The organism is Pelotalea chapellei (assembly GCF_018531195.1).
In the GTDB taxonomy this organism is placed as follows: Bacteria; Desulfobacterota; Desulfuromonadia; order Geobacterales; family Pseudopelobacteraceae; genus Pelotalea; species Pelotalea chapellei.
On the sequence record NZ_JAHDYS010000009.1, the window covers coordinates 89960 to 103828 of the forward strand.

The 13869-nt window shown below is 51.8% G+C and carries 15 protein-coding genes; 9 read left to right on the forward strand and 6 right to left on the reverse strand.

The window, feature by feature from the left end; all coding sequences use genetic code 11:
• Positions 1-22: 22 nt before the first annotated feature.
• The 6 genes from KJB30_RS10855 to mnmM form a co-directional block, all read right to left on the reverse strand.
• Entirely contained in the window at positions 23-1393 is a 1371-nt protein-coding gene (locus KJB30_RS10855; protein WP_214299046.1) for a TolC family protein, read from the reverse strand.
• An 11-nt stretch (positions 1394-1404) separates the two neighbouring features.
• Complete coding sequence (mlaD, locus tag KJB30_RS10860; RefSeq protein WP_214299048.1) at positions 1405-1857, reverse strand: outer membrane lipid asymmetry maintenance protein MlaD; 453 nt, start codon at positions 1855-1857, stop codon at positions 1405-1407.
• An 18-nt stretch (positions 1858-1875) separates the two neighbouring features.
• On the reverse strand, positions 1876-2622 hold the full coding sequence (locus KJB30_RS10865; protein ID WP_214299050.1) for an ABC transporter ATP-binding protein: 747 nt from the start codon (positions 2620-2622) through the stop codon (positions 1876-1878).
• Positions 2623-3393 (reverse strand): MlaE family ABC transporter permease, encoded by a 771-nt coding sequence (locus KJB30_RS10870; protein ID WP_214299052.1) that lies wholly within the window; start codon positions 3391-3393, stop codon positions 2623-2625.
• 92 nt (positions 3394-3485) lie between these two features.
• A complete protein-coding gene (gene hpnI, locus KJB30_RS10875) occupies positions 3486-4628 on the reverse strand; it encodes a bacteriohopanetetrol glucosamine biosynthesis glycosyltransferase HpnI (protein ID WP_214299054.1) in 1143 nt (380 codons plus the stop codon).
• A gap of 2 nt (positions 4629-4630) precedes the next feature.
• Positions 4631-5221, reverse strand: coding sequence for a tRNA 5-(aminomethyl)-2-thiouridylate-methyltransferase MnmM (mnmM, locus tag KJB30_RS10880; RefSeq protein WP_246545637.1), 591 nt, complete (start codon positions 5219-5221; stop codon positions 4631-4633).
• An 83-nt stretch (positions 5222-5304) separates the two neighbouring features.
• Between mnmM and KJB30_RS10885 the strand changes: the two genes are divergently transcribed.
• From KJB30_RS10885 to atpD, 9 genes are all read left to right on the forward strand, one after another.
• On the forward strand, positions 5305-6186 hold the full coding sequence (locus KJB30_RS10885; RefSeq protein WP_214299056.1) for an RluA family pseudouridine synthase: 882 nt from the start codon (positions 5305-5307) through the stop codon (positions 6184-6186).
• Positions 6187-6507: 321 nt separating this feature from the next.
• Positions 6508-7281 (forward strand): ParA family protein, encoded by a 774-nt coding sequence (locus KJB30_RS10890; protein WP_214299058.1) that lies wholly within the window; start codon positions 6508-6510, stop codon positions 7279-7281.
• Complete coding sequence (locus KJB30_RS10895; protein ID WP_214299060.1) at positions 7274-8122, forward strand: ParB/RepB/Spo0J family partition protein; 849 nt, start codon at positions 7274-7276, stop codon at positions 8120-8122. Before KJB30_RS10890 ends, KJB30_RS10895 begins: the two co-directional genes overlap by 8 nt.
• Before the next feature lie 216 nt (positions 8123-8338).
• On the forward strand, positions 8339-8764 hold the full coding sequence (locus KJB30_RS10900) for a F0F1 ATP synthase subunit B (protein ID WP_214299062.1): 426 nt from the start codon (positions 8339-8341) through the stop codon (positions 8762-8764).
• A gap of 1 nt (position 8765) precedes the next feature.
• The gene (locus KJB30_RS10905) at positions 8766-9377 is read left to right on the forward strand and encodes a F0F1 ATP synthase subunit B (RefSeq protein WP_214299071.1); all 612 of its coding nucleotides are present in this window, start codon (positions 8766-8768) and stop codon (positions 9375-9377) included.
• Complete coding sequence (locus tag KJB30_RS10910; protein ID WP_214299073.1) at positions 9374-9916, forward strand: F0F1 ATP synthase subunit delta; 543 nt, start codon at positions 9374-9376, stop codon at positions 9914-9916. Before KJB30_RS10905 ends, KJB30_RS10910 begins: the two co-directional genes overlap by 4 nt.
• Positions 9917-9924: 8 nt before the next feature.
• Complete coding sequence (gene atpA / locus KJB30_RS10915; RefSeq protein WP_214299075.1) at positions 9925-11433, forward strand: F0F1 ATP synthase subunit alpha; 1509 nt, start codon at positions 9925-9927, stop codon at positions 11431-11433.
• 18 nt (positions 11434-11451) lie between these two features.
• The gene (gene atpG / locus KJB30_RS10920) at positions 11452-12318 is read left to right on the forward strand and encodes an ATP synthase F1 subunit gamma (protein WP_214299077.1); all 867 of its coding nucleotides are present in this window, start codon (positions 11452-11454) and stop codon (positions 12316-12318) included.
• Positions 12319-12374: 56 nt separating this feature from the next.
• The gene (atpD, locus tag KJB30_RS10925; RefSeq protein WP_214299085.1) at positions 12375-13790 is read left to right on the forward strand and encodes a F0F1 ATP synthase subunit beta; all 1416 of its coding nucleotides are present in this window, start codon (positions 12375-12377) and stop codon (positions 13788-13790) included.
• The last annotated feature ends 79 nt before the right edge of the window (positions 13791-13869 follow it).

A 13869-nucleotide genomic window follows, 5' to 3' on the forward strand; every position in this document is an offset into this window, starting at 1 on the left:
TCTCCTTCAGGTGTAGTTTTACCTATTTGGCGAGGGATTGCAGGGACTCTGCCGTGGCATAATCAAGATTGGCCCAGGCAATGCGGTAATTGTAAATGGATTGGAAGTAGGCTCCGCGCATGCGGGCATAAGCCTGTAGTGCTTCAAAAATTTCTTTGGCCGGACCGACACCGAAATCAAAATTGGCAAGAGCAGTTACTGCCCATTTTTTTGAATTCGTATAGGCTGATTTGGTTGCAGCAATGCTGTTTTCTGCTTCTTTCAGTTCCAGATAAAATTTTCTGACCTGTAACGGAATATTTGCATTTGCATAATCGCGGGTACTGAGCAGGCGGTTATATTGGGCCTGTTCAGCGGCCACCTTGGCTCCGGTTATGCCAAAATCGAGCTTCCACCGGGCTCCCAGTGCAACTCCGCCGCTAAGGTGCTTGAACTGATCGCTGATATAGGGATTGTGGATGCGGTCACGATCTTCTGCGTAAGCCCAAGAGAGAAGAGCCCCCAGAAAGATATCAGGGTAATAATTGGCTTTTGCTGCCTCAACCAGCGCAGAACGGGCTTTGAGTCCTTCTGCAATCTGGTGAAACTCGGGACGCCTTTCGTTGGCTTTTTGCACCAGAGCTTCAAAAGGGGGAGCTTCAACGTCAACAGTGAATAGTCGTTGCGAAGTTATATCAAGGGGGGTGTCGATGGGAAGGCCGAGGCGGGTTTTAAGCGCAGCAAGTGCAAGGGCCTCTCCTTTGAGAGCCTCTTCGCGGTATTTAGAAACTTCACCGGTGAAGGCATCCAACTTATAGATGTCCAGTTCATCAGCGCTGTCGGAACCCTGATCAATAAGTTTGCGGGCTTTTTCCCTCGCCTTGTCCAAAGTTTCCTGAACTTCAAGCACCAGTTCTTTCATCTCCCGTGCCAGCAACAGCCCGTAATAATATTCCTGTACCTTGAGGGCAATCTCGTGGGAACGCTGCTCTTTGCGGGAGCGGTCCACTTCGATTCCATGGGTGGCTGCCTTCATGTTTTCAGAAATTTTACCAAAGGTATACAGGGGCTGGATCAGGGTCGCATCGGTTCCAGCGAACCAGGTCAATTCCTTGAAAGCGAACTCTTTGTCCGTACGGAGGAAATCTTCCCTGCGTGCACCGGGGGCAGGGCCAAGCAGGGCCGTCATTTCGAAGCGCGGGTACCGATAGGCCTGGGCTTCACCCAGTTTGCTGGCTGTCAGATCTATGTCCGCCTGGGCCTCGCCCAGTTCCGGGGCTGTTTTCAACGCCATGCGAATACAGTCATCAAGGCTCAGCAGCATTTTCTTTTCTGAAGGGATCTCGGTGGCGGAGATGACAACGGCATGGACAAGCAGTGCGCTTGTCAGTAAAAGCGTGCGAAATATTTTCATATCCATTCCTGCTATTCCACTTTGCCGTGGATGAATTTGCTGACCAGCTCTTCTATATCGATGGCTGATTCAGTCTCGCGGATCTTGTCGTTTTGTTTAAGGAAGCGGTCCGAGCCTCCGGGCTTGAGCTTGATGAACTTGTCGCCGATGATCCCGCTGGTGCGCACAGAGGCGATCACATCGTCGGTGATCTTCACATCACGCTGGATTTTAATGGAAGCAAGGGCCCTGTCGCCGCTCTGGGGGTCAAGGGTTATCCGCTCCACCTTGCCTATCTCGACGCCGGCCAGTTCAACCCGGGCACCCGGTTTGAGGCCTGAGACGGAGTCAAATCCTGCGGACACGGTGTAGTAATCTCCGCCAATCAGCTCCATCTTGCCCAGCTTGACGGAGATGTATCCCAGACAAAGGATTCCGACGACCATGAAACCGCCGACAACCATTTCAAGTTTTGCCATACTCATTACTGTTCCACCTTTGCGCTATACCATTTGAATGGGGCCATCCAGGCTGCCGCTGACGAATTGCCGTACCACCGGGTCCTGGGAGTGCCTGATTTCAGCTGCTGTTCCAAACTGCAGGATCCTGCCCTTGTAAAGCATGGCCACATTCTGGGCCACATCAAATATTTCCGGTATTTCGTGAGATACCACCACCGCAGTAAAACCGAACTTTGCGTGGGTGTCTTTGATCAGCTGGTGAATCGCTCGCTTGATAATCGGGTCAAGTCCCGTAGTCGGCTCATCAAACAGAATGATCTTCGGATTGAGCAGCAGCGCCCGGGCAAGTCCCACCCGTTTCTTCATTCCGCCGGAAAGTTCATCGGTGTATTTATGTTCAACGTTCTTCAGTCCCACATCTTCAAGGGCGGAGATCACGCGGTCACGGATCTCACTTTTGGAGAGAGCTGTTTTTTCCTGAAGTGGAAAGGCAACATTCTCGAATACATTCATGGAGTCAAAGAGAGCCGCGTTCTGAAAGAGCATGCCGAACTTTTCGCGGATCCTGTTCAGTTGGGAGCGCCGGATTCCAAGAATGCTTTCGCCGTCTACCTCAATGCGCCCCTGGTCCGGCTGCATCAGCCCGATCATGTGCTTGATAAGGACGCTCTTGCCTTCACCGCTGGGGCCGATGATGGCGGTAATCTGTCCGGCCGGGATTTCCAGGTCCAGGCCGTTCAGGACAGTCTGACTGCCGAATGATTTATGCAGGTTGCTCAGGCTGATCATCTATAACAACACCGAGGTGAGGAAATAATCCCAGATCAGGATAAGTACCGAGGTCAGCACGACCGATTCGGTTGTGGCGCGGGAGACTCCTTCAGCACCATGGCCTGCATAATACCCCTTGTAGCAGCCAACCCAGGCGATAATGACCCCGAAAGAGAGAGATTTTGCGAAGCCGGAGAAAACATCCCGCCATACAACCGCTTTCTCCATCTCATAAAAGTATGCTCCCGGATTGACTCCCAGCAGTTTGACTCCCACAAGCCAGCCGCCGTAGATGCCGACCACATCGAAAATGGCGCAAAGAAGCGGCAGGGCGATGATAGCGGCAATGAGTTTGGGGGTAATCAGGTACTTGAACGGATCAAGGGCCATGGTTTCCAGGGCCTCTATCTGTTCACTGATGCGCATGATGCCAATTTCGGCGGTGATTGCACTGCCGGCCCTGCCGGTCACCATCAGTGCCGTCAGCACCGGTCCCAGTTCACGAATCAGGGAAAGGGCCACAGCGGTGCCAAGCATCCCTTCAGAGCCGAATTTTGTCAGGGTATAGTAGCCCTGCAATCCCAGCACCATGCCGGTAAAGGCTGCTGTAAGACAGATGACAAAGAGGGATTTTGCGCCGATGAAGCGTAGTTGTTTGAGGATGTGTACTGCACGGCCGGGACGGCGGGCAACCATGTAAAAGGAATAGATGAGAAACCATCCCATTTTGCCCAGCTCATGCACATAACCGAGGGTTGAATGCCCTATGGATTGAACCAGAGTTACCAATGCATTACCTCATTAAATAAAAAAGAACTTATACATCAGGTTGATAGAAAAAGTAAAGGGGGAAGCGTGCTTTCAGGATGCGCAGTTGAAGCTTAAACTACCTCTTCGAGTTTTCCGCCAGGTTTTATTCTGAAACGGTTCCCGCGCCATTCCACACTATTGCCCATAAAGGAGAGTGCCCATGAGAAGAAGGAAAGCATGTCGCGCAGCGGGATAAGCCAGAGCCAGCGGGGGAGGAGATTGTCCCGAACCAATGCGCGGCTAAAAAGAGTGCTGACGGTAAGTCGAACAACATACAGCAAACCGATTGCAGTCAGGGCAGTGGCGACGTCGGTGGCCAGAAAGGCTGCCACTACAGCAGCGGGAAAGGGAAATGTAATGCCGGAGGCAAGATAGCCACCCGGTCGGCTGATGCGCATGGTCCTGGCCCAACGCAATTGCCGGTTGAAGACGGTGGGTAGATCTTCAGCTTTCATCACGCTTTCGACAAAACAGCTGTCAAGAGCAATGTTCCATCCGGCCCTGCTGATTTTGTTGCCGAGCTGGTAGTCATCGGCAAGATAATCTGCCAGGGATTTGAATCCACCTATGGCGGCCAGGGCCTCACGTCGAACCGCCATGGAGGCGCCCAGAGCAAAGGAAAGTCCTTCCAGTTGCAGGGCTACCATGACATTGGGGATCATTTCGGTGGAAAATCCGGTCGCTTCAACTGCTGTGGCCAAGCCGTGGACCTGGGAGGTGCGGTAGAGAGAGGTCACCAGCCCTGTCCGTGGGTCATCGAAGTGGGCGATAACCCTGGACAGATAGTCTGGGGTGACGCGTATATCGCTGTCGCAGATGATAATGATGTCATGTTTTGCCTTGGAGAAGGAATTGATCAGATTGGAGACTTTGTGGTTCGGGCCATGGATGGCGGGATTGATGACCAGAGAAATGTCTTGGTCCGGGAACTCTTTAGACAGGCTGTGAATGACAGGGATGACCGGGTCATCTGCAGAGGCGGCAGCAAACAGCAGCTGTACCTTTGAGGGAAACTTTTGGTTGCAGAATGAGGCGAAATTGGCATAGCTGTCTTCATCCATTCCCTTGACCGGTTTGAGAATGGTTACGTCCGGAGCAGGAAGCTGAAGTTTCGGGACAGGTGATCTGAAAAAAAGGCGGGCAGAAAAGAAGGACAAGAGGGAATAGGTCAGCGCCGGTAGTATGGCAATGAAAGGAAGCAATGTACGCAACATATTTAAACTGCCTTTTGAATCAGGATGAGATAGGGGGCATTGAGCTGTGTGTTTACCTGCCCCATGCGCCAGACGTGGTATGCTTCCTGGGGCAATTCCCTCGCCCAGACTTCGATGGCGTGTTCCTCTTCGCAACCTCCCGGGTGACCTGGATACACGGCAGCTATGAGTATCCCTTCGGGTGACAGCAGCTGCAGAGCCTGGTCAAAGGCCAGCAAGGTCGTCTCCGGGCGGGTGATAATGCTGCGATCACTCCCCGGTAGGTAGCCAAGATTGAAAATCACCGCGTCGACTGGCGCAGGTACATATTCTGCTATGTGCTCATGGCCCTGATGAAGGAGCGATACCCGTTGTTCCAGACCTGATTCTTCCAGCTTTCGGTGCGTTTCCAGCAAAGCCTGCTCCTGGATATCGAAAGCCCAGACTTTGCCGCTCGCTCCCACCAGCCGTGCCAGAAGCAGCGTGTCATGACCGTTGCCACAGGTGGCATCGACGGTCCGGCTGCCTGCTCTCACAAATATTTCAAGTACGAGGCGGGAGAGCTGCACCGGGCCGCGCAGCAGGGGCATGGGTATGGAGGTGTCAGGTTTCATGGCGGCACAGGGTATCAAAACGGTGTGGCTTCGTCATCTGAAAATGTTTGCATTGTTGCTCTGAAACAGGCTAGTACAGAGGTATGATACGCAAAGGAACGGTACAGGAAAACATGGGCGGGCGACGCCTGGATGATGTGGCAGCCCTGCTTTTCGAGGGGCTCAGCAAGAGCGAAGCACGCCGGATCATTGACCGAGGCGGCTGTTCGGTCAATAGCGGCATGGTACGGGTTGCTTCGCGTCTTGTGAAAGCCGGAGATGTCATCGAAGTGGGAATAATGGAGCCTGGGCGCTTCAGTGAACTTGTTCTTGCGCCGGATGCTCTCATCTATGAGGACCAGGAACTGATCGCTGTCTGTAAGCCGGCTGGAGTAAATACCCAGCGCACCCCTTACCAGCTCAAAGGAACTCTTGAATACTGGGTCAGCGAATATTTTAGAAAGCAGAACATCAATGAACCGGCCAGGGTCATTCATCGTCTCGATCGCGGCACCTCCGGGGCAATGCTTTTTCCCAAACACAAGCGGGCTGCTGCCTGGCTTTCCCAGCGTTTTCATGACAATCTGATGGAAAAACGGTACCTCGCACTGGTGTATGGATCCCCTGAACAGGAGGACTGGACCGTGGAGGGTGCCATCGGAAAAATAGGACCTTCACGCTATGGCATCATGCCCGGCGGGCGTGCTGCAGTGACAAAATTCCGCAGGCTGGCGGCGTCAGGAGGTTATGCGCTGGTGGAGGCCAAGCCTTTGACCGGACGTACTCATCAGATTCGGGTGCACCTGGAATCATCCGGGTTGTCCATTGTAGGAGACGCTACCTATGGTGGCCAGCAGGCAGCAAGGATGATGCTGCACTGTGCGGAACTGGTTTTTAAAAACGAACGTGGCGGGCAAATTCTGGTGCATGCTCCATTGGACGAAGCTTTTAGGGGTTTCATGGCCGAGCGGGGACTGGAATATTGACAGCTTTCAGTGAAGGCTGATTCCCCGTGGCATGGAAGGCGACCGCTTCGTTGATTTCCGGCGTTTTAAGAGGCAGGTCTTTCGGTCCCTTTCCACCAACTTTGTCAGCATTGTTGCGCTCCGTCTGCTATAGATTTTGGGTCAATCCTAGCAGTTGTAGAACGGTGAATAATTTGGTCGGTGTCAAAAAAACGCAGATGGTTTATTATAAAATGTTATTTGCACCCATTGCCGCTTTATGGTAATTTCCCTGCTCCCCGGCACTCCCCACAGCCCAAGACTCTGATATCTCATCAACCGTTCAGGCGGAAAATCACACACATGTCCAGGATTATCTGCATCGCCAACCAGAAGGGGGGCGTCGGCAAGACAACTACCGCCGTCAATCTGGCTGCTTCGCTGGCTGCTGCCGAAAGACCGACTCTCATCGTGGATATCGACCCCCAAGGCAACGCTACCAGCGGTGTGGGGGTGGAAAAGGTCAATCTCAAGCGGACTGTTTATGATGCGTTGATCAATGAGGTCGATCCTCGTGAATTGATTTTAGATACTGGTCATCCTTTTCTGCATATTCTGCCGGCTAATTCGGCCCTGGCAGGTGCCGAGCTGGAGCTTGCCGGCGAACTTGCCCGGGAGCAGCGTCTCAAGTTCATTCTTGCGGAGGTAGCGGAACAGTACAGTTACATTATTATCGATTGTCCGCCTTCACTTAACCTTTTGACAATCAATGCAATGACCGCCGCCCATTCGGTGCTGATCCCGCTGCAATGCGAGTTTTACGCCATGGAAGGTTTTTCCCAGATACTGCATACCATCAAACTTATCCAGAAAATGATCAACCCTTTGCTGGCTATAGAGGGCATCCTGCTGACCATGTTTGATGCCCGCAGTAACTTGGGCAAAGATGTGGCCGAGGAAATTAGGGGGCATTTCCCTGATAAGGTCTTTCAAGCGGTTATTCCTCGAAATGTCCGCTTGGCCGAGGCGCCCAGCCATGGCAAGCCGATAATTTATTACGATATTACTTCGCGTGGTGCTGCCAGTTACCTGCAGCTAGCACGGGAAATTATTCAGAGGGAGGAAGCCAATGGCTAGAATAGGCGGCCTTGGCAAAGGCATGGCTGCGCTTCTGCAGGTTACGGAAGTGGTAGAGGAAGGCAGAATTTATTTTATCTGTCCGATCGAGAAGATTCGTCCAAATAAAAATCAGCCTCGAAAGCATTTTGCGACTGAAAAACTTGAAGAGTTGGCGGCCTCTATTCGTGAGCAGGGCATAATCCAGCCGTTGGTTGTGACCAGGAAAGACGATTATTTTGAGATAATAGCTGGCGAACGACGTTGGCGAGCGGCCCAGAAGGCAGGAGTCCACGAAGTGCCGGTGGTTATCCGCGAGGCCAGTGACGAGGCTGTGCTTGAACTTGCCCTGGTAGAGAATATTCAACGCCAGGATCTGAATGCAATTGAGGAAGCCCAGGCATATCAGTCACTTGTGGAGCACTTCTCTCTATCACAGGAAGCTATAGCCCAGAAGGTTGGCAAAAACCGTACATCAGTTACAAATTCGTTACGTCTTTTGCGTCTGCCTGATGAAGTTCAGCGGGATATTGTAGAGGAACGTTTGAGCATGGGGCATGCCCGTGCGCTGCTTGCACTTGATGGTCCTGAACTAATTGAAAGAGCCCGTCACGAGATTCTGCAGCGTCAGCTCAGTGTTCGTGCTACTGAAGAACTGGTACGAAAACTCAAGATTAATCCGGCGCCTGCCAAGCAAGCTCGGCAGCCTGACTTGCTGATGAGCTCCTTGGAAGAACAGCTGCAGAAACGTTTTCAGACCCGCGTCGCCATCCGCAGAATCGGTGCTAAAGCGGGAAAGGTGGAAATTCATTTCAGTGACTCTGATGAATTGACGCGACTGATCGACTTCCTTGACATCTAGTCTGCGCCGCATCATCCACGTGCAGGGATAGTGATAAATAAAGCTGCGCCTCAGGTTACTGGACTGTCAGCTTTGTGTCCAAGTTGTTCCGCAGTTTTTGGGAAATGAAAAAAACGTCAATTGTCTTGACATACTGCCGGCGCTATGGTAGCTAATTTCTGTTTTGCACCCGTCTGGGATACAGTATACATTCCGTCAAGCAGCAAGGGGTAGTTCGTGATTGAATTAAATTTAGCGTTTGTTGTCCAGTTGATCAACTTTGGCCTCCTTGTCCTGATTCTCAACATCTTCCTGTATAAGCCGATCCGCAGAATACTGGCAGAACGTCGTCAGGTTATTGATGCTGCCCGTGAGAAAGCTTTGTCTGTCGATCAGGAAGTGCAGGAGAAGATGGCTCAGTATGAGGCTCGTCTCCAAGAGGCTAAAGCTGAAGCCGGAACTCGAAGGGCAGAGGCGCTCAAGCAGGCCCAGCAGGAAGAGACCACTGTGCTGGAAAAGGCACGCAAGGAAGCTGCTGATTCTCTTGGCTCTATTCGTGACAGAGTGGCTAAGGAAGCTGCCCAGGCCAGGGCTCAGCTGGCAACGCAGGCCGAAGCTTTATCAATTGATATCAGCGAAAAAATTCTGGGGAGGAGCCTCTAGCATGCATATGGTATCTGATCGCACCAGAAAAACAGCTGTCTCCCTGGCCGGTGCGGCCATTCTTGTCCTTGTGGCTGCTGCCTGTTTTGCGTCCGAAGGAGGCGAGGGGGCGCATCACGTAGACAAGGCTGCACAGATGAAGGATTTCGGCTGGAGGGTTCTTAACTTTGCCGTCCTGGCCGGTGTTGTTGTCTGGGCACTCAAAAAAGCTAACCTCAAAGGTATGTTGTCCGATCGCCAGGCTAAAATTGAGAAGGATCTCAAGGAAGCCCAGCAGGGACGTGAAGCAGCTGAAGCCAAGTTGAAGGAATACGGCATCAAGCTTGCCCAGGCTACCCACGAAATTGATGAACTGCATGCAGCCATCATTCGTGAAGGAGAGCAGGAAAAGGAACGCATTATCGCCGAGGCCAAAAAGGCCGCCGAAAAGATCGCTGCCCAGGCTGCTCTGTCTGCCGAGCAGGAAACCCTCAAGGCCCGCGCTGAGTTGCGAGCCGAGGCAGGCCGCCTGGCAGTGCAGCTCGCCAGCGGAAAACTTGCCGTTGCCATTCAAAAAGGTGATCATGACCGGTTTGTCGGTGAATATCTTGACAAGGTGGTACAGGCCCAGTGATCAATAATACAATAGCAAAAAGGTACGCCAAGGCCCTTGTTCAGATTGGATCGGAAAACGGTCAGGTTGACAGCTTTCGTAAAGAGCTTGCCGCCATAAACGACCTGTTTGCCGCCAATGCAGATGTAGGGGCTGCTTTTGCCAATCCCGCATTCACTGCTGAGCAGAAAAGACAGATCATGAAGGAGTTGGTGGTCAAGCTTGGCTGTTCCGAGTTGGTCGGCAATTTCTTGATGTTACTGGTGGATAAGAACAGAGTCGCTTTTTTAAGCCAGATAGTACATACCTACGAAACTTTTTCCGATGAGCAGTCGGGTACGATCCGTCCGGTGATCAGGACAGCCTTTCCATTGGAAGAGAATCAGGTAAATCTGATTCAGGGTGCCCTGGAGAAAAAAAGCGGGAAAAAAGTCATCCCGGAAGTTGCAATAGACAAAAGCCTTTTAGGCGGTGTTGTTATACAAATTGGCGACATTGCCTATGACAGCAGTGTTAAAACTCAGCTTAAACGGATTCAAGATATATTACAGAAGGGGTAAATGCTTCTATGGAAATCAGAGCGGAAGAGATCAGCGAGATCATCAGAAAGCAGATCAAGGAGTATGGCAAGGAAGTTGAGGTGTCGGAGACCGGCACGATCATTTCCATTGGAGACGGTATCGCCCGTATTCACGGCCTGGCTGGCGCCATGGCCGGCGAACTGCTGGAGTTTCCAGGCGGCGTGTCCGGCATGGTTCTCAACCTGGAAGAAGACAATGTCGGTGCCGCTATTCTCGGCGAATTTTCCGAGATCAAGGAAGGTGACACTGTCAAGCGTACCGGCCGAATCACCGAGGTTCCGGTTGGCGATGCTCTGATCGGTCGCGTTGTTAATGCCATCGGTCAACCAATCGATGGTAAAGGTCCTATCACTACCAGTACCTTCAGCAAGGTAGAGATCAAGGCTCCCGGCATTGTTGACCGTAAATCGGTTCACCAGCCGATGGCTACCGGCCTCAAAGCAATTGACTCCATGGTTCCAATCGGGCGTGGCCAGCGTGAGCTGATCATTGGCGACCGCCAGACGGGCAAAACAGCTGTTGCGATCGATACGATCATTAATCAGAAGGGTGGCGATGTTGTCTGTATTTATGTCGCTATCGGCCAGAAACGTTCCACGGTTGCACAGGTTGTTTCCAAGCTGACTGAGTATGGTGCAATGGATTACACCATCGTCGTTGCTGCAACCGCTTCCGAGTCGGCTCCGCTGCAGTTTATTGCTCCCTACACCGGCGTTACCATGGGAGAATTCTTCCGTGACAACGGCAAGCATGCATTGATCATCTATGATGACCTTTCCAAACAAGCTGTTGCTTATCGTCAGCTCTCCCTGCTGCTTCGCCGTCCGCCAGGACGTGAGGCATATCCAGGCGACGTCTTCTATCTCCACAGCCGTCTGCTGGAGCGTGCTTGCAAGCTTTCCGATGATCGCGGTGCTGGTTCACTGACTGCACTGCCGATCATTGAAACCCAGGCTGGTGACGTTTCCGCCTATATTCCGACCAACGTTATTTCCATCACTGATGGTCAGATATATCTGGAATCCGACCTGTTCTTCTCCGGCGTACGTCCGGCGATCAACGTCGGTCTCTCCGTCTCTCGCGTCGGTGGTTCAGCGCAGACTAAATCAATGAAACAGGTTGCGGGCACCCTGCGCCTTGACCTTGCTCAGTATCGCGAGATGGCTGCTTTCGCTCAGTTCGGCTCAGATCTTGATAAGGCAACACAGATGCAGCTAGAGCGTGGTGTGCGTCTTGTTGAAATCCTCAAACAGCCGCAGTACCGTCCGATTCCCAACGAAAAGCAGGTTCTGATCATTTTTGCTGCCAACAACGGCTTCCTCGATGAGTATCCAGTTTCTGCCCTCAGAAAGTATGAGACTGAACTGTATGCTTTCTTCGATAATCGTCAGGCGGAACTGCTTGCTGAACTTCGTGACAAAAAAGCCATCGATGATGATATGAAAGGCAGAATCATTGCCGCTCTGGGACAATTAAAGAAGGAATTTACCGCGTAAACAAGGACGGTTTGAGATATGGCAAGCCTAAAAAGCATTAAAAAACGGATCGTATCCGTAAAAAATACTCGCCAGATCACCAAGGCCATGAAAATGGTTTCGGCTGCCAAACTGCGCCGTGCCCAAGAAAACGTAGTGGCTGCACGTCCATATGCAAAAAAGCTTGGTGAAGTGCTGCGGTCATTGTCGGCGAGCCTTGAGGGTGATCTTCACCCGCTGCTTGAGAAGCGTGAGGTCAAGAAACTGCTTCTGATCGTTCTTACATCTGATAGAGGATTGTGTGGCGGGTTTAATACGAACCTCTGCAAGTCTGCTGATCGTTATATCAAGGAAAAATCTGGCCAATACGAGCAGATCAGCGTCATGACAATTGGCCGTAAGGGTCACGAATTTCTCAGAAGCCGCTATACGGTCTATAAAAACTTTTCTAACGTTCTGGCCAAGCCTAACTACCAAACAGCAGCCATGCTTGCTCAGGAAGTTATCGACGGCTTTGTTGCTGGAGAGTACGATCAGGTAGAACTTCTTTATAACTCGTTTCGCACTGTCATGACTCAGGACATAACTTTTCAGCAGATGCTTCCAGTCGTGACGGAAGAGACGGGAACCACAGACGAAACCCCTGTAGAGTTTATCTATGAGCCCTCTGTAGGAGAATTGCTGGCTGAGATATTGCCTAAAAATATCGAAGTGCAGATCTTCAAAGCCATGCTGGAGACGGTTGCCGGAGAGCACGGTGCTCGTATGACAGCTATGGATAGTGCATCCAAAAACGCAAATGAGATGATCGGTAAGCTGACCCTCCAGTACAACAGAGCGCGTCAGGCTGCAATTACTACGGAATTGATGGAAATCATCTCCGGCTCTGAATCTATTAAAGGCTAATACACAAAATACGTATAACTATATGAGGCCTCACGGCCGCAGGAGGACATCGTTCCATGAGTCAGAACACAGGTAAAATCTCGCAGGTCATCGGCGCCGTTATCGACGTCGAATTCGAGCCCGGCAAGCTGCCGGAAATCTACCACGCTCTGCGCGTGACAAATCCGGCCATTGATGACCGTGAAAATAACCTTGTACTGGAAGTTGCTCAGCATCTGGGTGAGAACTCCGTTCGCACGATCGCAATGGACTCTACCGATGGTCTCAAACGCGGTCAGGTTGTCATTGATACCGGTAAACAGATCTGCGCTCCGGTTGGTGCCAAAACTCTGGGCCGCATTATGAATGTTATCGGCGAGCCTGTAGACGAAATGGGACCGATTGGCAACGATAAGGAATACGGCATACATCGTGAAGCTCCTTCTTTTGAAAATCAGTCTACCAAAGTTGAAGCATTCACAACTGGCATCAAGGTTGTCGACCTGCTCGCTCCGTATGCCCGCGGTGGTAAAATCGGCCTGTTCGGCGGCGCCGGCGTCGGCAAGACAGTTCTGATCATGGAGCTGATCAACAACATCGCCAAGCAGCACGGTGGCTACTCCGTTTTTGCCGGTGTTGGTGAGCGTACTCGTGAAGGAAACGACCTCTGGATGGAGATGAAGGAGTCGGGCGTTCTCGACAAGGCAGCTCTTGTTTATGGCCAGATGAATGAGCCTCCCGGTGCCCGTGCTCGCGTTGCGCTGACCGCACTTTCAGTCGCTGAATATTTCCGTGACGAAGAAGGCCAGGACGTTCTCCTGTTCATTGACAACATCTTCCGCTTCACCCAGGCGGGTTCTGAAGTTTCCGCCCTTTTGGGTCGTATTCCTTCCGCCGTTGGTTACCAGCCTACACTGGCTACTGAAATGGGTGAGTTGCAGGAGCGTATTACCTCAACCAAAAAAGGTTCGATCACTTCGGTCCAGGCCATCTACGTGCCTGCTGACGACTTGACCGACCCGGCACCTGCTACTGCATTTGCCCACTTGGACGCTACTACTGTTCTTTCACGTCAGATTGCCGAGCTCGGGATTTATCCTGCCGTTGACCCGCTGGATTCAACCTCCCGCATTCTCGATCCACAGGTTATCGGAGATGAGCATTACGCAGTCGCCCGTTCGGTACAGTACGTGCTTCAGAAGTACAAGGACCTGCAGGACATCATCGCCATTCTCGGTATGGATGAGCTCTCCGAGGAAGACAAACTGGTTGTGGCACGTGCCCGCAAGATCCAGCGCTTCCTGTCCCAGCCCTTCCATGTTGCTGAGGCTTTCACCGGCTCTCCCGGTAAATATGTTGAGCTGAAGGATACGATCAAAGGTTTCCAGGAAATCGTTGCCGGAAAGCACGACTCTCTGCCTGAGCAGGCTTTCTATATGGTCGGATCAATTGAAGAGGCTCTTGAAAAAGCCGCTAAACTGGCTGCAGTATAAAAAAGACAGGTTACGATTGAGGTTAAGGTTGAGTTTGAGATATTCTCTTGACCTCAACCTCAGCCTCAACCTTTAGAGG

Coding starts and splice junctions, on each gene's coding strand:
- KJB30_RS10855 (WP_214299046.1), bottom strand. CDS start 1,393: ATGAAAATATTTCGCACGCTTTTACTGACAAGCGCACTGCTTGTCCAT.
- mlaD (WP_214299048.1), bottom strand. CDS start 1,857: ATGAGTATGGCAAAACTTGAAATGGTTGTCGGCGGTTTCATGGTCGTC.
- KJB30_RS10865 (WP_214299050.1), bottom strand. CDS start 2,622: ATGATCAGCCTGAGCAACCTGCATAAATCATTCGGCAGTCAGACTGTC.
- hpnI (WP_214299054.1), bottom strand. CDS start 4,628: ATGTTGCGTACATTGCTTCCTTTCATTGCCATACTACCGGCGCTGACC.
- mnmM (WP_246545637.1), bottom strand. CDS start 5,221: ATGAAACCTGACACCTCCATACCCATGCCCCTGCTGCGCGGCCCGGTG.
- KJB30_RS10885 (WP_214299056.1), top strand. CDS start 5,305: ATGATACGCAAAGGAACGGTACAGGAAAACATGGGCGGGCGACGCCTG.
- KJB30_RS10890 (WP_214299058.1), top strand. CDS start 6,508: ATGTCCAGGATTATCTGCATCGCCAACCAGAAGGGGGGCGTCGGCAAG.
- KJB30_RS10895 (WP_214299060.1), top strand. CDS start 7,274: ATGGCTAGAATAGGCGGCCTTGGCAAAGGCATGGCTGCGCTTCTGCAG.
- KJB30_RS10905 (WP_214299071.1), top strand. CDS start 8,766: ATGCATATGGTATCTGATCGCACCAGAAAAACAGCTGTCTCCCTGGCC.
- atpA (WP_214299075.1), top strand. CDS start 9,925: ATGGAAATCAGAGCGGAAGAGATCAGCGAGATCATCAGAAAGCAGATC.
- atpG (WP_214299077.1), top strand. CDS start 11,452: ATGGCAAGCCTAAAAAGCATTAAAAAACGGATCGTATCCGTAAAAAAT.
- atpD (WP_214299085.1), top strand. CDS start 12,375: ATGAGTCAGAACACAGGTAAAATCTCGCAGGTCATCGGCGCCGTTATC.